At 52.5% G+C, this 24,155-nt stretch carries 20 protein-coding genes and 1 other RNA gene; 7 read left to right on the forward strand and 14 right to left on the reverse strand.

Going from position 1 to position 24,155, the window contains the following annotated elements:
- Nucleotides 1-34: 34 nt before the first annotated feature.
- From ABRZ26_RS04570 to ABRZ26_RS04590, 5 genes are all read right to left on the reverse strand, one after another.
- Nucleotides 35-1,645 (reverse strand): carbohydrate porin, encoded by a 1,611-nt coding sequence (locus ABRZ26_RS04570; protein WP_319603080.1) that lies wholly within the window; start codon nucleotides 1,643-1,645, stop codon nucleotides 35-37.
- A gap of 392 nt (nucleotides 1,646-2,037) precedes the next feature.
- Complete coding sequence (locus ABRZ26_RS04575; protein WP_319603081.1) at nucleotides 2,038-3,432, reverse strand: glycoside hydrolase family 1 protein; 1,395 nt, start codon at nucleotides 3,430-3,432, stop codon at nucleotides 2,038-2,040.
- Nucleotides 3,433-3,472: 40 nt separating this feature from the next.
- On the reverse strand, nucleotides 3,473-5,371 hold the full coding sequence (bglF, locus tag ABRZ26_RS04580; protein ID WP_319603082.1) for a PTS beta-glucoside transporter subunit IIABC: 1,899 nt from the start codon (nucleotides 5,369-5,371) through the stop codon (nucleotides 3,473-3,475).
- 288 nt (nucleotides 5,372-5,659) lie between these two features.
- The gene (licT, locus tag ABRZ26_RS04585; RefSeq protein ID WP_319603083.1) at nucleotides 5,660-6,511 is read right to left on the reverse strand and encodes a BglG family transcription antiterminator LicT; all 852 of its coding nucleotides are present in this window, start codon (nucleotides 6,509-6,511) and stop codon (nucleotides 5,660-5,662) included.
- 170 nt (nucleotides 6,512-6,681) lie between these two features.
- Entirely contained in the window at nucleotides 6,682-6,873 is a 192-nt protein-coding gene (locus ABRZ26_RS04590; RefSeq protein WP_319603084.1) for a hypothetical protein, read from the reverse strand.
- Nucleotides 6,874-7,141: 268 nt separating this feature from the next.
- Here ABRZ26_RS04590 and pykF point away from each other — a divergent pair, with 268 nt between their 5' ends.
- The gene (gene pykF, locus ABRZ26_RS04595) at nucleotides 7,142-8,554 is read left to right on the forward strand and encodes a pyruvate kinase PykF (protein WP_319603085.1); all 1,413 of its coding nucleotides are present in this window, start codon (nucleotides 7,142-7,144) and stop codon (nucleotides 8,552-8,554) included.
- Between the two features lie 307 nt (nucleotides 8,555-8,861).
- Complete coding sequence (locus ABRZ26_RS04600; protein WP_319603086.1) at nucleotides 8,862-9,098, forward strand: major outer membrane lipoprotein; 237 nt, start codon at nucleotides 8,862-8,864, stop codon at nucleotides 9,096-9,098.
- Nucleotides 9,099-9,268: 170 nt separating this feature from the next.
- Here the strand turns inward: ABRZ26_RS04600 and ABRZ26_RS04605 are convergent, their stop codons facing one another.
- The 7 genes from ABRZ26_RS04605 to sufA form a co-directional block, all read right to left on the reverse strand.
- Nucleotides 9,269-10,291 carry a L,D-transpeptidase family protein gene (locus ABRZ26_RS04605; RefSeq protein ID WP_319603087.1) on the reverse strand — a complete coding sequence of 341 codons (1,023 nt, stop codon included), beginning with the start codon at nucleotides 10,289-10,291 and terminating at the stop codon, nucleotides 9,269-9,271.
- Nucleotides 10,292-10,828: 537 nt separating this feature from the next.
- Nucleotides 10,829-11,242 (reverse strand): cysteine desulfuration protein SufE, encoded by a 414-nt coding sequence (gene sufE, locus ABRZ26_RS04610; protein ID WP_319603088.1) that lies wholly within the window; start codon nucleotides 11,240-11,242, stop codon nucleotides 10,829-10,831.
- Nucleotides 11,243-11,273: 31 nt separating this feature from the next.
- Entirely contained in the window at nucleotides 11,274-12,497 is a 1,224-nt protein-coding gene (gene sufS / locus ABRZ26_RS04615) for a cysteine desulfurase SufS (RefSeq protein ID WP_319603089.1), read from the reverse strand.
- Nucleotides 12,494-13,828 carry a Fe-S cluster assembly protein SufD gene (sufD, locus tag ABRZ26_RS04620; protein WP_319603090.1) on the reverse strand — a complete coding sequence of 445 codons (1,335 nt, stop codon included), beginning with the start codon at nucleotides 13,826-13,828 and terminating at the stop codon, nucleotides 12,494-12,496. The genes sufS and sufD overlap by 4 nt, the downstream gene beginning before the upstream one ends.
- Nucleotides 13,803-14,549 (reverse strand): Fe-S cluster assembly ATPase SufC, encoded by a 747-nt coding sequence (gene sufC / locus ABRZ26_RS04625; RefSeq protein ID WP_319603091.1) that lies wholly within the window; start codon nucleotides 14,547-14,549, stop codon nucleotides 13,803-13,805. Before sufC ends, sufD begins: the two co-directional genes overlap by 26 nt.
- 81 nt (nucleotides 14,550-14,630) lie before the next feature.
- Nucleotides 14,631-16,127, reverse strand: a complete 1,497-nt coding sequence (sufB, locus tag ABRZ26_RS04630; RefSeq protein ID WP_319603092.1) for a Fe-S cluster assembly protein SufB — start codon at nucleotides 16,125-16,127, stop codon at nucleotides 14,631-14,633.
- Between the two features lie 13 nt (nucleotides 16,128-16,140).
- A complete protein-coding gene (gene sufA / locus ABRZ26_RS04635; RefSeq protein WP_319603093.1) occupies nucleotides 16,141-16,512 on the reverse strand; it encodes a Fe-S cluster assembly scaffold SufA in 372 nt (123 codons plus the stop codon).
- A 470-nt stretch (nucleotides 16,513-16,982) separates the two neighbouring features.
- Between sufA and ABRZ26_RS04640 the strand changes: the two genes are divergently transcribed.
- The gene (locus tag ABRZ26_RS04640; protein ID WP_319603094.1) at nucleotides 16,983-17,384 is read left to right on the forward strand and encodes a hypothetical protein; all 402 of its coding nucleotides are present in this window, start codon (nucleotides 16,983-16,985) and stop codon (nucleotides 17,382-17,384) included.
- Nucleotides 17,385-17,521: 137 nt separating this feature from the next.
- On the opposite strand, the gene ABRZ26_RS04645 is transcribed toward ABRZ26_RS04640, so the two are convergent.
- Both ABRZ26_RS04645 and ydiJ read right to left on the reverse strand, forming a co-directional pair.
- Nucleotides 17,522-17,938, reverse strand: coding sequence for a hotdog fold thioesterase (locus ABRZ26_RS04645; protein ID WP_319603095.1), 417 nt, complete (start codon nucleotides 17,936-17,938; stop codon nucleotides 17,522-17,524).
- Complete coding sequence (gene ydiJ / locus ABRZ26_RS04650; RefSeq protein ID WP_319603096.1) at nucleotides 17,938-20,991, reverse strand: D-2-hydroxyglutarate dehydrogenase YdiJ; 3,054 nt, start codon at nucleotides 20,989-20,991, stop codon at nucleotides 17,938-17,940. The genes ABRZ26_RS04645 and ydiJ overlap by 1 nt, the downstream gene beginning before the upstream one ends.
- Nucleotides 20,992-21,056: 65 nt before the next feature.
- Between ydiJ and ABRZ26_RS04655 the strand changes: the two genes are divergently transcribed.
- The 4 genes from ABRZ26_RS04655 to apbE all read left to right on the forward strand — a co-directional run bounded on the left by ABRZ26_RS04655 (nucleotide 21,057) and on the right by apbE (nucleotide 24,004).
- The gene (locus ABRZ26_RS04655; RefSeq protein ID WP_319603097.1) at nucleotides 21,057-21,377 is read left to right on the forward strand and encodes a hypothetical protein; all 321 of its coding nucleotides are present in this window, start codon (nucleotides 21,057-21,059) and stop codon (nucleotides 21,375-21,377) included.
- Nucleotides 21,346-22,455 (forward strand): AI-2E family transporter YdiK, encoded by a 1,110-nt coding sequence (gene ydiK / locus ABRZ26_RS04660; protein ID WP_319603098.1) that lies wholly within the window; start codon nucleotides 21,346-21,348, stop codon nucleotides 22,453-22,455. The genes ABRZ26_RS04655 and ydiK overlap by 32 nt, the downstream gene beginning before the upstream one ends.
- Before the next feature lie 236 nt (nucleotides 22,456-22,691).
- Nucleotides 22,692-22,803, forward strand: an RNA gene (gene rprA, locus ABRZ26_RS04665) — antisense sRNA RprA.
- Between the two features lie 160 nt (nucleotides 22,804-22,963).
- Nucleotides 22,964-24,004, forward strand: a complete 1,041-nt coding sequence (gene apbE / locus ABRZ26_RS04670; RefSeq protein WP_319603099.1) for an FAD:protein FMN transferase ApbE — start codon at nucleotides 22,964-22,966, stop codon at nucleotides 24,002-24,004.
- Nucleotides 24,005-24,155: the final 151 nt, after the last annotated feature.

Here is a 24,155-nt window from a genome sequence, read left to right on the forward strand (position 1 = left end):
CCCACCGCTGGCGATGATTTAAACCATCGCTTATTTACCACCAGACTTCCGCCTGTACGCCTACGGTAAATTGATCGCTCTTACTATCCGCAAACTGGAATTGACTGATTTCATTATCTAACGCCTTCAAATAAGTGCCATAGAAACGGATTTCAGGGCGGGAAGTCAGCATGCTGGTGTCCACTTTGATGGTATGGAACAGCGTGGTTTTATAACCCGATTCATGATATTCCACCCCGCCCTGTTTATTTTTCTGATCAAACCATCCCAATTCAATACCGGTTTGGTTGTTGTTTTCCCATATATAGGCAGGACGAATAACCGCGCGAAAACTTTCAAAATCGGTATGCGCGCCGGTATCATAACTATAGATATCACTGCCGCGGGAATAGACTAAAGCGTTAGCCATGATCACTTTAGGATGTAAATAATTTTCACCCTGAGAAATTAAGCGAAACGCTTTTCCATAGCTGTGCTCGCCATAATAGTCGTCGTTATAACCATAGGACGGGTTGGCGTCGGAAATCAGCGCATAGCCGCTGGCGATGGAGTTATCCGCTCCTTGCAGAGTCAATTCATTAAAGCCTCCGTCAGTGAAGTTCTGCCTTAAAATCACGCCGGCATGCCAGGCATCTTTCACGCTGTAATAGCTGTCGTCATTTTCATTGCTACGCGTGGTGTCGTTATGGTTCGCCATCGCATATCGGCCGAATACTTCCAGCGTGGCGTTATCCCACAGCGGAAGCTCTTTATAGCGCAATTCCACAGAGTTGGTATTGACCTGCTGCGAATTGCCTGACGTCGCGTAATCCACCGCGTGGGCGTTCAGATCCTGACGCGTCAGCGCGACGTTCAGCTTACCCGGCCCAAGCTGCCAATTTTCAATACCGACGCCGGCCCCCGCGTTGGTGCGGTGGCTCTTCCAGTCCAGCATCTGGATTTCATAGACCGGCATGTTGTGTTTGCCCACCCAGAAGTCCGCTTCCGGCGCGAATGGCAGAAAGCCCTTGGTGGTCAAATAGATATCTGAAAATGCCAGTACATTTTCCGAATCCTTGTCAAACCATCCGCCGCTGTATTGCAACCCGACATTGCCATCCAGCATAACCACGGCTTTGGCCGTTTTTCCATCCTGATCATAGACTTTCTGCGACAATTCCAGATCGAACCAGGCGCCGTTTTCGTTACCGAAACGCCCCACCGAACCGATCGCATAAGATTTCGGCGCGCCGCGCGAGCCGGTCGCCCATCCGGAACGGAAATATCCCCGATAGTTGAAGCCAATATCATCCTTGATGAATTTGCTGAGTTCATGCAGCGTCAGCGATTTTTGTTCCGTCGCGGTCGCCGACTGCGCCGTTCCCGCCGGCTGCGTCTGAACCACTTCAGTGACAATCCGCTCCTGTCCCGTCGGTTTTTCAATACTGCCGGCGGCGACCGCCGTCTGGCGGCGTTCGGCTATCGCTTTATATTCCCGTAACTCTTTTTTTGTCGATTGTAATTCTTGCTTATTCTCCGCCAATTCTTTTTCTAATAGGGCTAATCTTTCTTCTATCGTTAATGGCACCGCTATCGCACTATTAGATAAAATCGCTGAAGAAATTAATAATACTATAAGTTTAAGAGGATAGTGTTTTTTACGCATAATGTTTTCCAGATAACATACACAGTTAAAACAAAAAAACTCAAGATGCCATTAACAGCATCCATGGATGATTTATAATAAAAATACCGCGCCTGTTTAATATCTGTTTTTTATTTCCTAAAGTCAGGACGAATAAAATAACCTGGCAAAAAGATCCACGCGTGACAATAACGATTAATTTATTCATCGCCATCTGACGAAGCCAGCGGACTCTCTCAATCAGAGGTGTCTCAACAGATATTCGCCCCCTGAATCGGCCCTGTTTTAATACACGAAGCAAACACGGCGGCTTTTATAATAATGTTCGTCTATTCATGCCAATATCCCTTCAATAGAAATAAATCGCTGGCCGACGCGTGCGGGGCGCGCCGGCAAAACCGAAAATGTCGCCGCTATTTCAGCGCGGCGCCATGACTGTTAATCACGTCGCGATACCAGTAGAAACTTTTCTTCCGCTTGCGCGTCAGCGAGCCATTGCCCTGATCGTCGCGATCAACATAGATGAAGCCATAACGCTTCGACATCTCCGCCGTCGACGCGCTGACCAAATCGATCGGCCCCCAACTGGTATATCCCAGCACTTCGACGCCGTCCTCCAGCGCTTCCGCCACCTGAATCAGGTGATCGTTGAGATACTGAATGCGGTAGTCGTCATTAATGCTGCCGTCGCTTTCAATCCGGTCTTTGGCGCCCAGCCCGTTCTCCACGATGAACAACGGTTTCTGATAGCGGTCATACAGCACATTCAACAGGATGCGCAGCCCTTCGGGATCGATTTGCCAGCCCCATTCCGAGCTCGCCAAATGCGGATTCGGCACCATATTCAGGATATTCGCGCGCGCTTTTTGGTTATGCTCGTCATCCGTCGTCACGCAGCCGCTCATGTAGTAGCTAAAGGAAATGAAGTCGACGGTTTCTTTGAGCGACTCCCGATCGTCGTCGGTGATGTGTAATTCGATGGCGCGCTGTTTAAAGAAACGCGTCATATAGGCAGGATAAGCGCCGCGCGCCTGTACATCGCCAAAGAACATCCACTCCCGATTCTGCTGCAAGGTTTCCAGCACGTCGGCCGGCTTGCAGGTCAGTGGGTACAGCAACCCGCCTAACAACATGTTGCCGATTTTCGCATCGGGGATGATTTCATGACAGGCCTTTACCGCTTTCGCGCTGGCGACCAACTGGTGATGGATCGCCTGATAAATGGCCGCCTTGTCGCTGCCTTCCGGCAAACCGACGCCGGTAAACGGCGCATGCAGCGACATATTGATTTCGTTAAACGTCAACCAGTATTTAACCTTATGCTGGAAACGCTGAAATACCGTCCGCGCATAGCGTTCAAAGCAGGCGATTGTCTGACGATTGCCCCAGCCGCCATAGTTTTTCACCAGGCCGTACGGCATTTCATAATGCGATAAGGTGACTAATGGCTGAATGTTATGCCTGGCCATTTCATCAAATAACCGATCGTAAAACGCCAGTCCGGCTTCATTGGGCGTTTTCTCATCGCCCTGCGGGAAAATGCGCGTCCAGGCGATCGAAGTACGCAAAGTCTTGAAGCCCATTTCGGCGAACAGCGCGATATCTTCCGGATAGCGATGATAAAAATCGATCGCCACATCCTTGATCCCGCTATCGCCCGCCGTTCTTTCCACGATCGCGCCAAACACGCCCTGCGGCTGCAAATCGGAGGTGGATAACCCTTTACCGTCCGTCAAGTAAGCGCCTTCCACCTGATTGGCCGCAATCGCGCCGCCCCATAAAAAACCGTCAGGAAAACGATGGCTCATCTTTAATCTCCTTCCCAATTCGGGTGTTAAATGTGTTAAATCAGCGAATTAACGTTAAGAGCGGCGCCTGTTCGGAGACGAATCCTTCCGCGACAGGCAGCACGTCAATGTAGTCGTCGCTATTGGTAATAATGACCGGGGTGGTGGTGTCATACCCCGCCGCTTCAATGGCCTGATAATCAAACGCCACCAGCAGATCGCCCCGCTTCACCACATCCCCGCTTTTCACGTGGGCGGTGAAGTACTGCCCGTTCAGTTTTACGGTATCAATCCCGACGTGAATCAATATTTCCGCACCCTCGTCAGACGCCAGACCAATCGCATGGTGGGTTTTGAACAATGATGCGACCGTTCCGTCGACCGGCGCAACCACTCGCCCGGACTGCGGCTTGATGGCGATCCCTTTTCCCATCAGACCGCTGGCGAAGGTCTGATCGCCGACCTGATCCAATGGCAGGGTTTCGCCTGCGATCGGGCTGCCGACGGATTGCTGACGTGCCGAGGCGTCCGTGGTAGCGGCGCGTTTTTGCTGCGCGTCCGCAACGGCAGGAACATCGGCCTCCGGTTCCTGTTTTATCCCGAACAGATAACTGGCCAGCGCGGAGAACGCAAAGGCGACGGCGGTACCGATGATCCCCCCCCAGACGGAGATATCCATGCCGGTTGACGGGATGATTTGCGTAAAGGCGAAGATGCTGGGTAAACCGAAAGAGTATTGCGTCGTGCCGAAATAGCCGGCGATGGCGCCGCCAAGCGCGCCGCCGATGCAGCCGAATATAAACGGACGGCGCAAGGGCAGATTGACGCCATAGATTGCGGGTTCGGTGATGCCGAAAATCCCCGCCGGGAACGCCGAACCGGCGATGCCTTTCATCTTCGGATCCCGGGTGCGCAAGGATACGCCCAGCGCCGAACCCGCCTGCGCCAGCACCGCCGGCGTCAATACCGCGATCAGAGTGTCATGCCCCAGGGCGCTGAAATTGTTGATCATCAGCGGGACGAATCCCCAATGCAGACCGAACATTACGAACATCTGCCACAGGCCGCCCATAAAACCGCCGGCTAGGGTTTGGTTGGCGCTGTAGACCAACTGATAGCCATGCGCCAACTGGTAGCTTAACCAGGTCGTCACCGGACCGATGGCTAAAAACGTCAGCGGCACGGTAATCAGCAAACACAGGGCCGGCGTCAGGAAGTTACGGATATTGGCATGCAGAAAGCCATTCAGCGGTTTTTCCAGTTTGCAGGAAACCCATGCGGCGAAAATAATCGGAATCACCGACGAGGCGTAGTTGATAAAGGTAATCGGAACGCCGAGGAAATGCAGCGGCTGGTAGCCCGCCGCCGACATGGCGTTAAATTCTGCAATCATGGTCGGATGCACCAACGCGCCGCCGATCGCCATGGTGACAAAGGTATTGCCGCCAAATTTTTTACCGGCGGTATAACCGAGGATAATCGGGAAAAAATAGAATAATGCATCGCTGGCGGCAAAGAATAGCTTGTATGTTCCGCTGCTTTCCACCAACCAACCGCAGGCCAGACTTAACGCCAGGAATCCTTTTAATATCCCGGACGCGGCCATCACCCCCATTAAAGGCGTAAAGATGCCGGCAATAATATCGATAAAGCGGGAGAATATATTTTCCTTATTATTATCCTGACTTTTATTATCCGAACTGGCGGACTCGCTTATACCGGAAACCTCAAGCAAGTCCTGATAAACTTCACCGACATGATTACCCACCACGACCTGAAACTGGCCGCCGCTTTCCAGCACCATGATAATTCCCGGGTTATTTTTAAGCGCCGCGACATTGGCTTTTTTGCTGTCCTTTAATTTAAAGCGCAGCCGTGTCGCGCAATGTATTACGCTATTTATATTATCGCGGTCGCCAACACCTTCAAGTATCTCACTGGCTAATGTTTTGTATTTCATCGACTATCCTTAACACCCAGTAACCACACAGTTAAATCAGGACGTTACACACATCCAACGCTGTTTTTAGACGAAAAAAAAACCCAAACTGCTTTTCTTCTCCACCGCACAGGGTGGAACAGAAGCCGTTTAGGTTTTGCCTGTAAAACTGATATTCAGCCGTACAGTTACAATCCTGATTTTGTGAACTTGCCTAATGCGGAAATTCTATTATTCAATCTCTCATTCGTGCAAGCAGCTTATTTTCTTTTATCACTATTATGTGATGAACAGCAAACTCCTACCTCTTCAATCCTTGTTTTTTTCCAATAATTCGGTTCTTACCCGCTCAATATGAATGGTCAGAAACATCAATTCTTCTTTCGTCAAACGATATTGATACTGTTGTTCGATATGCTGCTGTATCTTTTCCGCACACTGATAAGCCAGCCGATATTTTTCCTTCACGACATCATGCAATGATTCATCATCGCTAAATACCGTATTTTTTCCAATCAGTCGTTGCGCAAAAAACTTAAGATGAGTAACGAAACGGTGATAGCTTAATGCCTGTTCATCATAATCCAGGTTTAACTGATACTTCACAATATTCAGGATTTCCTGCATGATCTTGGTGATATGGATCACTTCCGGCATTTCACTATCAAGTTGCGCGTTAACCAGATGCAATGCAATAAAGCCGGCTTCATCTTCCGCTAATCGCACGGACAGACGCTGCTCAATGATATCCAGCGCCTCCAGGCCAATCAGAAACTCCTTTTGATAGAGACGCTTGATTTCCCATAAAAGCACATTGCGGATATCGACCCCCTGCTTGTGCCGCTCGATCGCGAAGTGACAGTGGTCGGTCAGCGAAATGTAAACGCTGTTTTGCAACTTTCCCGGCAAACGCGTTTTTGCCAGCGAAATGATCTTGTCCGCCGTGGTGATCACCTCCAGCGGGATCTCCGACAGCAACTCTCTCAGGCGCGAGGTCAGTTCCCCGCTTTTCAACGCAAACACTTTTTCAATCAGCGATTCGTCCAGGGAATCGCCGGTATGCTTTTTGAAACCCAGCCCGCGTCCCATCACAACCGACTCATTATTATTCTCGTCGATCACCGTCACGACATTATTATTGAGTATCTTGGCAATTTTCATTATGCATACCTTGAAAATGCAAAAAACCAGATATCCGCTAAACAACGGATATCTGGTTTTGCCTGCTTGCGCAGTAACAATCCTTAATTGTGGATAAACTACCACTTAAGAACATCTTCTCAACATCTCCTGGAAAGAAACGTGACAGGGATCGAGATAAAACATTTTGTTTACATTTTCTTTTCTTTTTCGTCGAAAAAAGTGATGGAGATCACATTATTCTTATCACTTTCTCGCCCTGCGCCCGCCTTCAACATGCTACTTTTCTGAGCAAGTTGCGCAACAAACCCCGGCAAAAACGACAAATCGTGACTTTTTTTGCGTAAACAGGCTAAAATAGACGCCTTGATGCCTCTAGCCACCTTGTTTCTCACCGGCTAATAACTATAATACGGAACGTTGTTTCAATTGAATGGTTTCAGCTAATTAACGTGCCACTATCATTAAAATCGTCATCCAAGGCATCGCTTACCCTTATCTCGTTGAACAAGCGCGATAATCGGTTAGGTAGTTCATCATCTATACTTATCTCTTTCAGACTGTATCCAAATGAATTCTTCCCGGGGGTTCATCTCTCGCAACCTTCGGTTCACTCGTTTTTTATCCATCACAACTTGTAGAAGCTATCGTATGAAAAAGACAAAAATTGTTTGTACTATCGGGCCTAAAACAGAATCAGAAGAAATGCTGAGCAACATGCTGGATGCCGGCATGAATGTTATGCGCCTGAACTTCTCGCATGGGGATTACGCCGAACATGGTCAACGCATCAAAAATCTGCGGGCCGTGCTGGCAAAAACCGGTAAGAAAGCAGCCATTCTGCTTGATACCAAAGGACCGGAAATCCGTACCATCAAACTGGAAAACGGCGCTGACGTTTCTCTGACCGCCGGTCAAACGTTCACCTTCACCACCGACCAAAGCGTCATCGGCAACAAAGATCGCGTTGCCGTTACCTACGCGGGCTTCACAGAAGATCTGAGCGTGGGTAATACCGTGCTGGTTGATGATGGATTAATCGGCATGGAAGTAACGGCCATCAACGGCAACGAAGTGGTCTGCAAAGTGTTGAATAACGGCGACCTGGGCGAAAACAAAGGCGTTAACCTGCCGGGCGTTTCCATCCAACTGCCGGCGCTGGCGGAAAAAGACAAACGCGATCTGATTTTTGGTTGCGAACAGGGCGTCGACTTTGTTGCCGCCTCCTTCATCCGTAAGCGTTCCGACGTTGAAGAAATTCGCGAACACCTGAAACAGCACGGCGGCGAAAATATCCAGATCATTTCCAAAATCGAAAACCAGGAAGGTCTGAACAACTTCGACGAAATTCTGGAAGCCTCTGACGGCATCATGGTCGCTCGTGGCGACCTGGGCGTTGAAATTCCGGTTGAAGAAGTTATTTTCGCCCAGAAAATGATGATCGAAAAATGTAATCTGGCGCGTAAAGTCGTTATCACGGCGACGCAAATGCTCGATTCCATGATCAAAAACCCGCGCCCTACCCGTGCGGAAGCCGGCGACGTCGCCAACGCCATCATCGATGGCACCGATGCGGTCATGCTGTCCGGCGAAAGCGCCAAAGGGAAATACCCGCTGGAAGCGGTGAAGATTATGGCGACAATCTGCCAACGTACCGACACCGTGATGAAATCCCGTCTGGATATCATCAAAACCCTGGGCAAACTGCGCATCACTGAAGCCGTGTGCCGCGGCGCGGTGGAAACGGCGGAAAAACTGGACGCGCCTTTGATCGTGGTCGCGACCAGCGGCGGCAAGTCGGCGAAATCCATCCGTAAATACTTCCCTAACGCACGCATTCTGGCGCTGACCACCAATGAATTGACCGCCCGCCAGCTGCTGCTGACGAAAGGCGTTGATACGCTGCTGGTAAAAGAAATCGCCTCTACCGACGATTTCTATCGTATCGGTAAAGAAGCGGCGCTCAACAGCGGCCACGCGCAAGCCGGCGACGTGGTGGTGATGGTTTCCGGCGCGCTGGTGCCAAGCGGCACCACCAATACCGCATCCGTACACCGCCTGTAAAAACCCGTTACTTTTTCATATATTTAAAAAGCGCCTTTCAAGGCGCTTTTTTATATTCTGCCGTTATCATCACGCAATAAATAAGCATATTTAACTTGCGGTTTTAATAACAAAAAGCTAAGACTTTTCTGATGGAAATGGCGCTGTTTTCTTTGCTTTTTTCACTATTTTGTAAAAGCCGCTGCTTCTTTGAGCTAACGATCAAAATTAAGCATGTTCTCATCAAAAATTTATTCTCATTAGAAAAAAGTTTGTGTAATACTTGTCACGCTACATGGAGATTAACTCAATCTAGAGGGTATTAATAATGAATCGTACTAAACTGGTGCTGGGCGCGGTAATCCTGGGTTCTACTCTGCTGGCCGGTTGTTCTAGCAATGCTAAAATCGATCAACTGTCTTCTGACGTTCAGACTCTGAACGCTAAAGTTGATCAACTGAGCAACGATGTGAATGCAATCCGCACTGACGTACAGACTGCTAAAGACGAAGCAGCTCGTGCTAACCAGCGTCTGGACAACCAAGTTCGCACTTACAAAAAGTAATCGAACTGGTTAAGTAATACAAATGGCGCAGAATATGCGCCATTTTTTTATCCTCTTTTTCAATCCGCTGTTCAAGTCGCTCGCCAGATCATCCCCCGTTTTTCCGCTCTCTCGCCCGTGAGAACAAACCCGGCGACGTTCTCCCTCGCGGCCGGATTTGCTGATTCACCCTATTCGGCTGCGCCGATCGTGGTGATAGGCGCCGCCTGTTGCGTCTCAGACGCCTCTGAAACCGCCTGTAGCGCTTCTTGATAGCTATTGATGTCCTGACCCACATTTACCAGTACCGGCATGCCTGAGCGGCGCGTGACGGCGTCTGCGACGGCGTTGGCATCCGTCTGCGCATGATCGATAAATGCTTTCGTCTTTTTACCGATGGCGATCGGCATGGTTTGCGGGTCGTCCTGATCCGATTTAGACAGCGGCTGGTGAACCTCGACATAGCGTTTGCCATCAGGCTCAACCGACGTTTTGATCGCGTCATTGATGATTTGTACCCGCGTACCGACGGGAACGGTATTGAACAACGCTTCGATATCTTCAGGGCGCAATCGGATACAGCCGGAACTGACGCGCATGCCGATGCCGAAATTCGCATTGGTGCCGTGGATCAGATACACGCCGCCATGCGCCGCCAACCGCAGAGCAAACAGCCCCATCGGATTATCAGGCCCGGCTGGCACCACCGCGGGCAGCACTATTCCTTGCTCTTCCAGATAGTGCTTACGGATATTCGCGGTCGGCGTCCAGGTCGGATTCGCGCGTTTCTCGGCGACGGAGGTCACCATCAGCGGCGTTTTACGCCCCAGTTGACCAATACCGATGGGATACACGATGACGGTATTCGTCCCTTTCGGATAGTAGTAAAGCCGCAACTCCGCCAGATTCACCACAATGCCTTCGCGCGGGGTATCCGGCAGCAGCATCTGCGTCGGGATGGTTAACGTTGAGCCGGCTTTCGGCAGGTAGGGATCGGTGCCGGGATTGGCTTCCAGCATCCCTAACAGACCAATTTTAAATTCAGCGGCAATAGCTTCTAATGGACGACCATCATCGGGGACGGTATAAGCGATGTTTTCGCCGATAAGACGACTGTTTGGCGGCGGCAGCGGGTATTCCGTGGCGCTGGCCGCGCTACTCGCCGCCAGATACGTCGCGAATACCATACCAAGTAACGTTAACGCACGTTTCATACTAGGTTCCCTACTTACTGATGATACCCAATAGACCTCAAGAAGCAGGCAGGCGGCAACCGGGCTTGGTCAGCGCCGCCGACACGCCTGCAACCAGAAAGATGACGGGTATATGTCGGTTTAAAACGATGCCTGGCGCTCTTTTTTTCAACCAGTATCATGCTCTTGCTATATTAGCATTGTGGTAACAAAAGATTATTTCATTTAAAAATCAAACCATTGATATGCATTTCTTTACAAAACGCAGGGTCAGAATAAAATTTGGCGGGAAATAAATATACGGGACTAATTCCGAAATATCAGAATGTTAATTTATATATACCCATAATTGTTATGGTTTAGGGGATAAAAAGAATGAAATCTTAAAAACGCATTACGCGACATGCCGTTAAGAAAAATGAATACCGCATGATTTAAAGGGATTAAGCGAATAAAAATTGCGGATGACGGACACCGAGCGCCCGCGATGAAAAATCGCCCGGCGCGACGGGCGGCAAGCCCGTCATAAAACAGCGCCGGACGATTGGAACGACGAGATTAGAACTGTATCGCCTTGGCGCGAATCGCTCTCAGCATCGCTTCCAGCCCCTGCGATCGTGATGGCGTCAAATGCTGACTCAGCGCCAGTTCCTGAAAGAAAGGACGAACGTCGAGCGCGACGATCTCCTGCGCGTTCAGCCCCTGATAGAGACTGAACACCACGGCAATCAATCCTTTCACAATCGCCGCGTCGCTGTCTCCATGCAGCGTGACCACGCCTTGTTCGTCACGCTGCATCACAATCCATACCTGACTCTGGCAGCCGGCAATCAGGTTTTCCGCCTGGCGCCACTTATCCGGCAAAGGCGCCAGCCGCGCGCCCAGTTCAATGATATAAAGGTATTTTTCTTCCCAGTTATGACAGCGCGAAAAATTACGCACCAATTTCTGCGGTTCCGGCAGACTTGCCATTTTTTCCTCCCCAGGCAACAAAACGGACGGTTTAGTTGCCCAGTAATCGATGGACGCGTTGCAACCCGGCGACCAGCCGGTCAACTTCTTCGCGTGTAGTATAAACGGCCAGCGAGGCGCGGCACATACTGGAGACGCCATAATGCGCCATCAGCGGCATCGCGCAGTGATGGCCGGTGCGAATGGCGATACCATACTGATCGAGGAAACTGCCGACATCATAGGCATGATGGCGGCCGAGGTTAAACGCAATCACGCCGTGCCGTTCCGCCGGCCCATACAGAATTAAGTCCGGCACCTGCGCCAACGCCTCCAGCGCATAGCTCATCAGCGAACTTTCATAGCGCTGAATCGCTTCACGCCCCAATTCCGTCACATAGCTCAGCGCGGCGCCCAGCCCCATGATCCCGGCGGTATTGGGCGAACCGGCTTCAAAGCGCCACGGCGCATCGGCGTAGGTGGTGCCGTTGCTCAGACTCACTTCACGGATCATCGCCCCGCCGCCTTCCCAGGGCGGCATCGCCTGCAACAGCGCGCTTTTGCCATACAGGACGCCGATGCCCGACGGCCCGTAAATCTTGTGGCCGGAAAAGACATAAAAATCGCAGTCCAGCGCCTGCACATCGACCGGCTGATGCATAATCGACTGCGCGCCATCCACCAGGACGACGGCGCCGACGGCTTTTGCCTGCGCGATAATCGTTTTAACCGGGTTCAGCGCGCCCAGCACGTTGGAAATGTGGGTCACCGCCAGCAGCCGGGTACGTTCATCCAGCAATGCCGGCAGTTTGCTCAAATCCAGCGCGCCGTCCGCCGCCATCGGCAATACGCGCAGTTCGATGCCCCGCTCCTGCGCCAGCATCTGCCAGGGAACGATATTGGCATGATGCTCCATCTCGGTAATCACCAGATTATCGCCAGGCTCAAGGAAAGTCCGCCCGTAGCTGTTCGCCACCAGGTTGATCGCTTCCGTCGAACCGCGCACAAAAACGATCTCTTCCGCCGACGCGGCGTTAATGAAAGACGCGACCTGTTGGCGCACCGCTTCCATCGCGCTGGTGGCTTGCGCGCTCAGCGTATGAATACCGCGATGTACCGCCGCATATTCATGCTGGTAAAAAGCCAGCTCGCGATCGATCACCGCCTGCGGTTTTTGCGCGCTGGCGGCGCTGTCCAGATAAGCCAACGGCTGACCGTTCACTTCCGTCGCCAGCAAAGGGAAATCAGCGCGAACTCGTTCGATTGGATAACTCATAGCTCTGCCTTTAATAAATCCGCCTGTGCATTCGGCAAGCGTTGCGCAATGCGTTTCAATATCACGTCTCTTAATGACTCATCGGCGATGGCCTCCGTCAACTCGGCGGCAAAAGCAAAAATGATCATCTGCTGCGCATCCTGCCCGGTAATGCCGCGCGAGCGCAGATAGAATAGTTGCTCTTCATCAATGCGGCCGATGGTGGCGCCGTGACTGCACTTGACATCGTCGGCGTAGATTTCCAACTGCGGCTTGGTATCGACTTCCGCCAGCCGGCCCAGCAACAGGTTATTGTTCGTCATCTGACCATCGGTTTTCAAGGCATGCGGCGCGACTTTGATCATGCCGTTGAACACGGCTTTCGCCCGATCGTTGACGATGGTTTTATGCAGTTGCCGGCTTTCGCCATAGCCCTGGTTATGTTCCAGATAGGTGCGCGTGTCGCACACCTCGCTGCCGATCGGCATGATAAGGCTGTTCATCACCAGATTGACGCCTTCGCCGTTGATCTGCGCGCTGGTGTGATGCCGGGTCAGGCCCGCGCCCAGCAAAAAGCTCTGGCTGCGAACCCGCGCATCGCGCGCCAGCGTCAGATCGTTATGGGAGAAGTGATAACCGGCAGCCGCTTCAAACGCCAGCTTCAGGTGATCGACCCGGCTATTCTCACCGGCGTTGATCGTCAATCGCGCGCCGGTAAAGTGCGCCTGCTCGTTCAGACTGACATAGTGTTCGATAATGCGCGCGTCGGCGCCGCGCCCGACATTCAGATGATGGCGGTGATGAACGGTATTCAACGACGAAGCCTGACCGCTGCTGACGTGCAACAGATACAGCGGTTTTTCCGCCTGTACGCCGGCGGCCAGACGAATCAGCGTGCGTTCGACGGCCAGACTTTCGGTCAGGTGTAAAAACACTTCCGGCTGAATTGCCGCCGGAAATTCACCCTGCTGATCCGCCGCATCGACATCAACCTGATAAGGCCCCCGCTCGGCATCGCTCAGCGCCGCGCTGAACTCGCCGTCGACGAACACCAGACGCCAGCCGTCAATCGGCAGCGCCAACGCGTCCAGCGTCGCCTTATCCACCTGCGCGCGGGCAGAAACGAACTCATGCGACAACAGCCCGTCCAGCGGCGTGTATTTCCAATGCTCATGTTTACGATGAGGCAACCCCAGACGCAGCACTTCCTGCCAGTGCCGATGCGCATCCGCCGAACGTCTGGCGCTGTAGGTTTCAAACAGGTTGTGCCATTGCTGCAAGGCTTTTTCCTGTTTCCGCTCCGCGCTGGTTTTATTGGCGGCAGCGTTATTGTTGGTCGGTAAGCCAGCCATAGCCTTGCTCCTCCAACTGTTTCACCAGCGAGAAATCACCGGATTTAACGATGCGCCCCTGGTAGAGAACGTGGACATAATCGGGCTTGATGTAGTCCAGAATACGCTGGTAGTGCGTCACGATGATAAATGAGCGTTGCTGGTCGCGCAGCGAGTTAACGCCATTGGACACGATTTTCAGCGCGTCGATATCCAGACCGGAGTCGGTTTCATCAAGAATGCACAAATCCGGCTCAAGCGCCGCCATTTGCAGAATATCGTTCCGCTTCTTTTCGCCGCCGGAAAAGCCGACATTGACGGATCGCGTCAGCAGGTCGGCCGGCATATTCAGCAGTTTGATCTTATCTTCGATAAAATCGGCGAAATCAAAGCGATCCAGCGGCTCCAGTTGCCGATATTTACGCACCGCATTGACCGCGGTTTGCAGGAAAAACTGGTTACTGACGCCGGGAATTTCCACCGGATATTGAAACGCCATAAAGATGCCTTCGCCGGCGCGGTCTTCAGGCGCCAGCTCCAGCAAATCCTTGCCTTTGAAACTCACCGAACCGTCGGTGACTTCATATTCTTCACGTCCCGCCAGCGTCGCGGAGAGCGTACTTTTCCCTGAGCCGTTCGGCCCCATAATGGCATGAACTTCACCCGGCTTAACCGTAAGGTTGAGTCCCTTGATGATCTCTTTGCCTTCCACGCTGACTTTCAAATTTTCGATACTTAACATGCTCTATCCTTCAGGCGTCTTGCACCTTGTGACGCTCATCATTTTGTTCGCGACCGATAAGAAATATCGGCGACCGACTCATTAACCCACACTGTGTTCCAGGCTAATCGCCAGTAACTTTTGCGCCTCTACCGCGAATTCCAGCGGCAGCTCAGAGAACACATCCTTACAGAAGCCGTTGACGATCATCGAGATCGCGTCATCTTCGCTAATGCCGCGCTGTAAACAGTAAAAAAGCTGATCTTCGCCAATCTTCGAGGTGGTCGCCTCATGCTCCAACTGGGCGGTGTTATTGCGCACTTCCACATACGGGAAGGTATGCGCGCCGCAGTCGCTGCCGATCAGCATCGAATCGCACTGGGTGAAATTACGGGCGTTAGTCGCGCTCGGCATAATTTTCACCAGCCCGCGATAGGTATTTTCACTGTGTCCGGCGGAAATCCCTTTGGAAATAATGGTCGAACGGGTGTTCTTACCGATATGGATCATCTTGGTGCCGGTATCCGCCTGTTGATGACCATTGGTCAGCGCCACGGAGAAAAACTCGCCCACCGAGTTATCGCCGCGCAGGATCACGCTGGGGTATTTCCAGGTGATGGCCGAACCGGTTTCCGACTGCGTCCATGACATTTTCGAATTTTCGCCGGCGCACAGCGCCCGTTTGGTCACGAAGTTCAGGATCCCGCCTTCCGCTTCCTGACCGGCAAACCAGTTTTGCACGGTGGAATATTTCACTTCGGCGTTTTTATTGATGATCACTTCAACCACGGCGGCATGGAGCTGGTAGCTGTCGCGCACCGGCGCGGAACACCCTTCGATGTAGCTGACGTAACTGTCGTCATCCGCTATCAGGATCGTACGTTCAAACTGCCCGGTTTTCGCCGCATTGATACGGAAATAGGTCGACAACTCCATCGGGCAGCGCACGCCTTTCGGCACGTAGACAAAGGTGCCGTCGGAGGCTACCGCGGCATTCAGCGCCGCAAAGAAGTTGTCATTCGACGGCACCACGGAACCCAGATATTGTCGAACCAAATCAGGATGTTCCTGAATAGCTTCGCTGAACGAACAAAAAATGATGCCCTGCTCCGCCAGTTCATGACGGTAAGTGGTCGCCACGGATACGGAGTCGAAAATCGCGTCCACCGCCACCGATTTGCCTTCGCGAACCGGCACGCCGAGTTGATTAAACGCGTTTTCAACTTCACTGGTCAGATAGTTATTGACCTCCGCCACGCCCGACTGCTGGGTCGCGCCCGGCTGGGAGCCGCAACTGTCGTCGCAATGACCGCAGGAGGGCGCGGAATAGTAACTATATTCCTGATAGTCGAGCGACGCATACTTGGCTTTCAACCAGTGCGGCTCTTCCATTTCCAGCCATGCGCGATAGGCATTAAGCCGGAACTCCAGCATCCACTCAGGTTCATTACGTTTGGCTGAAATCGCCCGGACAACGTCTTCGTTGATCCCGTGCGCCAGTTCGTCCGTCGCCAGTTCGGTGAAGAAGCCTTCTTTGTAGCGCCCATCCCCCATCCAGAACTGAACATCATCGGGTACTTCTACAGTGCTACGTGTCATAATTTTTCATCACTTAAATGCCAAAGCTCTCGCCACATCCGCAGGCATGCTGGGCTTTGGGATTATTGAACTTGAACACCTGATTCAGCCCTTCACGGACAAAATCGAGCTCGGTGCCATCGATAAAAGGCATCGCCTTTAACGGTACGTAAAGTTTTGCCCCGTCGCGTTCGAACAGCAGGTCATCCGGCGCGCCGTCGCGCACCAGATCCAGTACGTAAGCAAATCCGGCGCAGCCGGATTGTTTAACGCTGAGTTGTAAACCTTTTACTGCGGCATCCTGCTGCATTAAATTTTTTATTTGTTTTGCTGCGCTATCCGTTAGCGTTAAACCTTGCCAGACATTTTCTTCTAGTGAAAATGTCCCTACATTTTCCGTCTGCATACGGCATACCTCATTACGTGTGTACCAGTTTCAGGCTGGTTTCCCCTAATGTTAGTGATAATGCGTCTGGCTTCAACCACTTGCTTCGCAGGGCTATTGTTAACATTTGATGATAAGCGACGGCGATTATCCCGTTCAGTCGCTGTTTTCAGACGCGAAACACAACGAAAATTTAAATATAACCACTTGATAAATATTTATAAAAGTACAATTACCCAAGCTAATTTCCGCACAAAAATTATCAAATCATTATCATTACTTTAACATATATAGGCAGCATCTATTTATAAAACAGGGAAACTAAATGAAGATTTAATTTCATCAACCGCGCATTTTGTGGCGGGCCGTCGCCGATGACGCGTTAAAACTTCTCCAGGCGCTTTTTTATCGCTAAAGGCCATTTTGCCCATTGATCCCGACTATTTTTATAAATATGATAATGATTATCATTAATATTCAAGGGCGATAGCATGCTTTCCGTAAATGCCTGGCTGCAACATCAGATTGACGAATATAAATTTCAAATCAGGGACGCCACGGTCGATTTCTATATGGCGGAAGCCCGCCTGAATCGCCCGGAAAGCCATATTGATCATCTGAGACGCTATCATAACGCATGTATGGAGATGGTCGATTTATGTCTGAGAAACGGCGACGACGACAGTTATTTGCATGCGCTGATAAAGCTGCATAACCGATTGATTAAAGAAATAAATAATGAGGAGCGCTGCCATCTGTTCCGGGTACAGAGCTACTACTTTGCGCGTAATACGTTAAAGTGCATTTGTCACCAGCTCAGCATGCAGGGCTCGTGGGCCAAAGCCACCGCATTCCAGACTGATTTCGTCAAACGCGTCCCTTTCCTGCCTTGAGCAATGACCCCGCCGTAGCGCCGGCGGATATCACATCGGATGCGGGCGCTTCGTCTGAACCGCTGTTATCAAGTATAGCAGACGACAAAACCGACCGGGCCGATCGGCATCAGCCCGGTCGGTTGCGCGGCGGCGGACTAAGGGCTAATAACCGCGGTCGTCAGTCGGGATGAGCAACACTGCCGATCGTCGGCATCGAAAATATCGATCTGCCAGACCTGATGACGCCGCCCGACGTGCAGCGCGCGGCACACGCCGCGAACTTCCCCCCCGGCAACGGCGCGCAGGTGGTTGGCATTAACCTCCATCCCGACCACGTGCTGTTCTCCTTCGGTACACAGATACCCCGCCATTGAGCCAAGCGACTCAGCCAGAACAACGGAAGCGCCGCCGTGCAATACGCCATAAGGCTGGCGCGTGCGGGCATCCACCGGCATCACCCCTTCCAGACTCTCGTCCGTCAGTTTCGTAAAGCGAATGCCCAGATGCGCCATCAAGCCGCCCTGAGCCTGCTGATTGAGTTGTTCCAGCGTAAGCCGCCGTTTCCACTGCATCAGATAATCTCCAGTAACGCCTGTAGCGGATGGCGCAGCGCCCGGCCTTCCATCCGTTTAACCTGGCTGCGGCAGGAATAGCCGGTTGTCAGGCAGCGCGTTTGCGGTAATTTCTGCAACGCCTGTTGCCACGACAGCGCGTAGATGCCCTGAGAATTGGCCAGATTATTGATTTCATGGCCGTAGGTTCCCGCCATGCCGCAGCATCCGACGTTGACGTTTTCCAGTCTGGCGCCGAAACGGGAAAAAATATCGGCCCACTGCCGGCTACTGGCCGGCAACGCGGTGCTTTCCGTGCAATGCCCCAGCAGATACCAGGATTCGCCGGCGGCGGCCTGCGGCGCGTCTTTCGCCGGCAGCGTCGTCAACCATTCATGCACCAACTGTACCTTAAAGTCGCCCCGTTTATCCCCCAGAATTTCGCGATATTCGTCGCGATAACACAAGACCAAGGCCGGGTCGACCCCCACCATCGGCATGCCCAATGTCGCCACGCGATTAAGGAAGTCCGCGGTTTTGGCCGCCGTTTTGGCGAAACTGTTTAAAAATCCTTTAATATGCTGCGCCTTGCCATTGGGCGAAAACGGCAGCAGCACCGGTTTCAACTGCAATTTTTCGACCAGATGAACAAAATCGGCCACCACCTGGGCATCGTAATAGCTGGTAAAGGGATCCTGCACGATCAGAACATACTGCCGACGTTGCTGTTCGGACAATTTCTCCAGTTGTTCCAGCGTGGTTCGGCAGGCGCTGTGGCCGGCAAACTGCTGACGCAGCGACGGAGAGGAAAGCAGCGGCAGATCGACCATGCCAATCTGCCGACGGCTCAGCGCATTCACCCAGGGCATTTTCAAAAAGAAGTTAAAGGTTTTGGGGCTGCGCGCCATCAGAGGCGCATAGCTTTCCACCCCGGCCACCAGGTAATCCCTCGCCGGACGTAAATAGCGGGTGTGGTACAGTTGCAGGAAACGCGAGCGAAAACCGGGTACATCGATTTTAATCGGGCATTGCGTCGAACAGGCCTTGCAGGCCAGACAGCCCGACATCGACGCTTTAACCTCGTGGGAAAAATCATATTCCCCCTGATGCGCATGCCAGGTATTGCTGACTTTCTGGATGAACGCCCGCAGGCTGAGCTTCTGCTGCGGCAATGCTTTCTCCAGCGCCAGCGGATCGACGCCCTGTTCCGCCAGCAAACGCAACCATTCCCGCACCAGCGTCGCCCGACCTTTCGGCGAGTGAATACGGTTGCCGGTAATTTTCATCGACGGACACATCGGGCTGCGCGCATCGAAATTGAAACATAAGCCGTTGCCGTTGCAATCCAACGCGCCGCGAAAAGAGGTACGCACCGCCAGCGGGATGGCGCGATCGTAGGTGCCGCGCTTGGCGGCGTCCACTTTCATCATCGGCGCGTCCACGTCCAGCGGCGCGCAGATTTTCCCCGGATTAAGACGATTATCCGGATCGAACGCGGCCTTGATGCGCCGCAGTTCGGCATACAGTTCGGGGCCGAAAAACTCAGGGCTGTATTCGGCGCGGAACCCTTTGCCATGCTCCCCCCACAGCAGACCGCCGTATTTGGCGGTTAACGCGACGATGCTATCGGAAAGCCGCTTCATCAATATTTCCTGCTGAGGATCGCACATATCCAGCGCCGGACGCACATGCAGGACGCCGGCGTCCACATGACCGAACATGCCGTAGGCAAGATTGTGGCTATCGAGCAACGCGCGGAATTCGGCGATGTAATCCGCCAGATGCTGCGGCGGTACGCAGGTATCCTCGGCGAACGGGATCGGCTTGGCCTGACCTTTACTGTTTCCCAGCAGGCCGACCGCTTTTTTGCGCATGCCGTAAATGCGTTCAATTCCGTCCAGATCGTTACAGGTCTGATAACCGATAACGCCCGTTTGCCCCTCGGCCATCAATACATCCAGCCGTTCACACAGCGTACTCACCTGCTCGTTGATCAAGGCCTCGTCATTGCCGGCGAACTCGACAATGTTCAGCCCCAGCATATCCTGATCGGGTACATCGGTAATCAGCTCGCTGACCGAATGCCAGACAATATCCTCGCGCGCCAGATTCAATACCCGTGAGTCGACGGTTTCGACCGACAGCGCCTGCGCTTCCACCATAAACGGCGCATTGCGCAAGGCGGAATTGAACGAGTCGTACTTAACGTTCACCAAACGCCGCACTTTCGGCAGCGGCGTGATGTCGAGTTTGGCTTCGGTAATAAACGCCAGCGTCCCTTCGGCGCCGGTCAGAATACGCGTCAGGTCGAAAGTTTGCAGATCGTCGCTGAATACATGACGCAAATCATAACCGGTCAGAAAACGGTTAAGTTTCGGGAAATGGTCAATGATCAACTGTCGCTGCTCGCGACAACGGTTTAGCACCGTCTGGTAAATTCGCCCGACCGTGGATTCTTCCTGCGCCATCCGCTCCGCCAACGCCACGGGCATAGCCTGAGTATCCAGCATCTCGCCGCCGATCAGCAGCGCGCGCAGGCCCAGTACGTGATCGGAGGTTTTGCCGTATACCAGCGAGCCCTGCCCTGAGGCGTCGGTGTTGATCATGCCGCCCAGCGTCGCGCGATTGCTGGTGGACAATTCAGGCGCGAAAAAATAGCCGAAGGGCTTAAGGTACTGGTTCAGCTGATCTTTGATCACGCCGGCCTCGACCCTAACCCAGCCCTGTTCCGGATTGATTTCCAGAATACGGTTCATATAGCGGGACATATCAACCACAATGCCCCGATTCAGCGCCTGACCGTTAGTACCGGTGCCGCCGCCTCGAGGCGTGAATGTCAGGCTGTTAAACTGTTCGTTCGCGGCCAGGCGAGTCAAAATCGCCACATCCGCGGTGGAACGGGGGAAAACGACGGCATCCGGCAATAGCTGATAAATGCTGTTATCTGTCGCCATCGTCAGACGATCGGCGTAGTTTGTCGCCGTATCGCCCGTAAAACCATGTTGTTTTAATGCTTCCAAAAAATTAAGCACCGGCTGAACGAGGCCGGGTGACTGAGAGATCTGTGGGATCATTATGTTTTGACCCTGTGTGTACAAGATGTGTTTGCCAATATCAATATGACGTCAGGTGTCTGTGAGTGAAGGGATTTATGCCCTATACCTTGAAATATATGGCGAATAATTCATCAATTTTCCGTTTATCCAACCATCAGACTCATCACGTTTTATCACATTTTCCGCGACCGTGCCGCCGAATCGGGAAAAAACGCATTGAGTATGGGCTTTACGCGGTTTACGCCAACAAAATGTTTAACAGGCTGTCAAAAACCACAGAAATATCTCATGATAAATCATCGCCGTTTCATCGCCTTGCTAAAACGGCGCAGCTTTCCGACAAGGTGTCTACTGATATAGAGGTAATCTTCGTTGATAAAAAAAATCCAACAACAGCATTTTGACCCGGCCAGAACATTATTCAGCCTGCTGTTCATCATCATAATGATCATCGCCTGTTTTTGGGTAGTTCAGCCTTTTATTCTGGGATTCGCCTGGGCCAGCATGGTTGTGATCGCGACCTGGCCTTTGTTGATCAAAATTCAGCATTTGTTGTGGGGACGCCGTTCACTGGCCGTGCTCGCCATGACGCTGCTGCTGATCCTGCTATTCGTCATGCCGATCGCCATACTGGTCAGCAGCGCTATTGATAACAGCTCGGCGTTAATGAGTTGGGGAGCCAGTCAGGAGAATTTCTCTCCGCCCAGACTGGAATGGTTAACGTCTATTCCGGTCGTCGGAGACAAATTATTCAACAGTTGGCAAACCCTGCTGCAAAGCGGCGGCAGCGGTCTGTTCGCCAAAGTTCAACCCTACGTGGGGAAAACCGCGACCTGGCTGGTGGCGCAGGCGGCGCACGTTGGGCGCTTCCTGATGCATTGCGCCTTGATGCTGGTATTCAGCGCGCTGCTCTACTACAAGGGCGAATCGGTCGCCAAAGCGGTGCGTCACTTCGCTATCCGCCTCGGCCGTGAACGCGGCGATACCGCCGTCATTCTGGCGGCGCAATCCATTCGGGCGGTGGCGCTGGGCGTGGTGGTGACCGCCATCGTTCAGTCGCTGCTGGGCGGCATCGGCCTGTTCATTTCCGGCATCCCCTACACCACTTTATTGACGGTGCTGATGTTTTTGTGCTGCCTGGTGCAATTGGGGCCGCTTCCTGTGTTGATCCCCGCCATTATCTGGCTTTACTGGACTGGCGACACCACCTGGGGAACGGTGCTGGTGGTGTTCAGCTGCGTAGCGGGAACGCTGGATAACTTCATCCGTCCCGTCCTGATCCGTTTAGGCGCCGATCTGCCGCTGCTGCTCATCCTATGCGGCGTTATCGGCGGATTGTTGGCTTTCGGCATGATCGGCCTGTTTATCGGACCGGTCGTGCTGGCGGTATCCTATCGCCTGCTTTTTGCCTGGATGGAAGAAATTCCTGAGCCGCAGGCCATTACGGAAGACCCTTTAAACCCGCAGGCGGGCAAAGACTGATCGCCGTCAAGCGCAATCATCGCCGCGGGAGAAACGTCTCGCGGCAATCAAATGATAAACAATGCTAATGTTTGGTTTCATTTTTGAGGGATTATTCCTAAAAAATCTGCTTATTTAAGTTTATTTGGTTAATTTCATTGAAACCCCGATTGCTTTCGCCAATAAACTCTTTAAAAACAATTAACTATTAGGATGATTCCTAATGACTGTCCGCGGCGTTCTCTTTAGCATGTGTCACGGAGCTAGTTTTAACCTTCTGTTAGTCAACAAGGTTTCCTCCTCGTCAGAGTTAGTAACGAATTGCTGTGTGTAGTCTTTGCCCATCCCCTGAGATGGGCTTTTTTTTAGTTTCCCCGCCATAAATTGCGGTCGGCCATGTTTTTGTTAATCTCCTGTTTGTATTTCTTCTGCTTTGCTTTATATCTTTCTTCTTTCAGATTTCAGCCGGTCGAATGCCCCGCCCGTTGAAATCTATTGATTATATTGGCTTCATTCTCAGGAGTTTTTCATGGCTAATCTCGCCAGGGGATTAATAGTTGGTTTATTGTTCAGCCTGCTTACAGGTTGTGATAACGCTCCCCACACCGACCTTCGTCCGCTGATGGCCATCGAGGGAAAAACGATGGGGACGTTTTACAGCGTAAAAATCAGCGGTGAACAGCAAGAAAGCAAAGAACGGCTTCAGCAGGAGATTGATGCTCTGCTGGAGCAGGCGAACAACGAGATTTCAACCTATCGTCAAGACTCAACGCTATCGAGGTTCAACCAATACCGCGGCAATGAACCGCAACCCATCGGCAATGGCATGGCGGATATCATACTGGCGGCGCAGCGTATCGGGCGGGCCACCGGCGGCGCGATGGACATCACCGTGGGGCCGCTGGTCAATCTGTGGGGATTCGGTCCGCAGAAACAGCCGACGCAAATCCCCAGCCAGCAGCAAATTGACGCCGTGCGGCAAAAAATCGGGCTCAGCCATCTGAAATTGCTGAGCGACGATCGGGGCGAATGGATTCAGAAAGACTTGCCCGACCTGTATGTCGACCTGTCGACCCTCGGCGAAGGTTATGGCGCCGACCTGCTGGCGCAACTGATGGCGCGCAAGGGCATCACCAACTATCTGGTTTCGGTCGGCGGCGCGATATCCAGTCGGGGGGTAAATGCGCAAGGGATACCGTGGCGCGTGGCGATCCAGAAGCCGACCGATCGGGAAAACGCCATGCAGACGGCGGTCAATTTGCAGGGATACGCCATCAGCACCTCCGGCAGCTACCGCAACTACTTTGAACAAAACGGTCAACGCTATTCCCATGTGATCGACCCCGCGACCGGAAAACCCATCACGCACCAGTTGGTTTCGGCCACTGTTATCGCGCCTACCGCGCTTGAGGCCGACGGCTGGGACACCGGGTTAATGGTGCTGGGACGTGAAAAAGCCTTAGAACTGGCGCAACAGCAGGGGTTGGCCGTTTACCTGATTAGCAAGACCGAGAATGGCTTTCAGGCGGAGATGACGCCGCAGTTTAGCGCCTTCCTGATTGCGCAGTGAAGCATACCGTCGGGCGTCAGAGCATCAATAACGTCGCCTTCGTAATATCAAACCCAAATCGGCCATTCCCGCGTTGGCGGGAATGGCCGATGACTATGTGCGGTTTCAGCCAGCGATCCCCGCCTACTGACGCGGGGATGACAGTGTAAGC

Origin of the sequence: Brenneria sp. L4-2C (genome assembly GCF_040240335.1) — a bacterium.
In the GTDB taxonomy this organism is placed as follows: domain Bacteria; phylum Pseudomonadota; class Gammaproteobacteria; order Enterobacterales; family Enterobacteriaceae; genus Brenneria.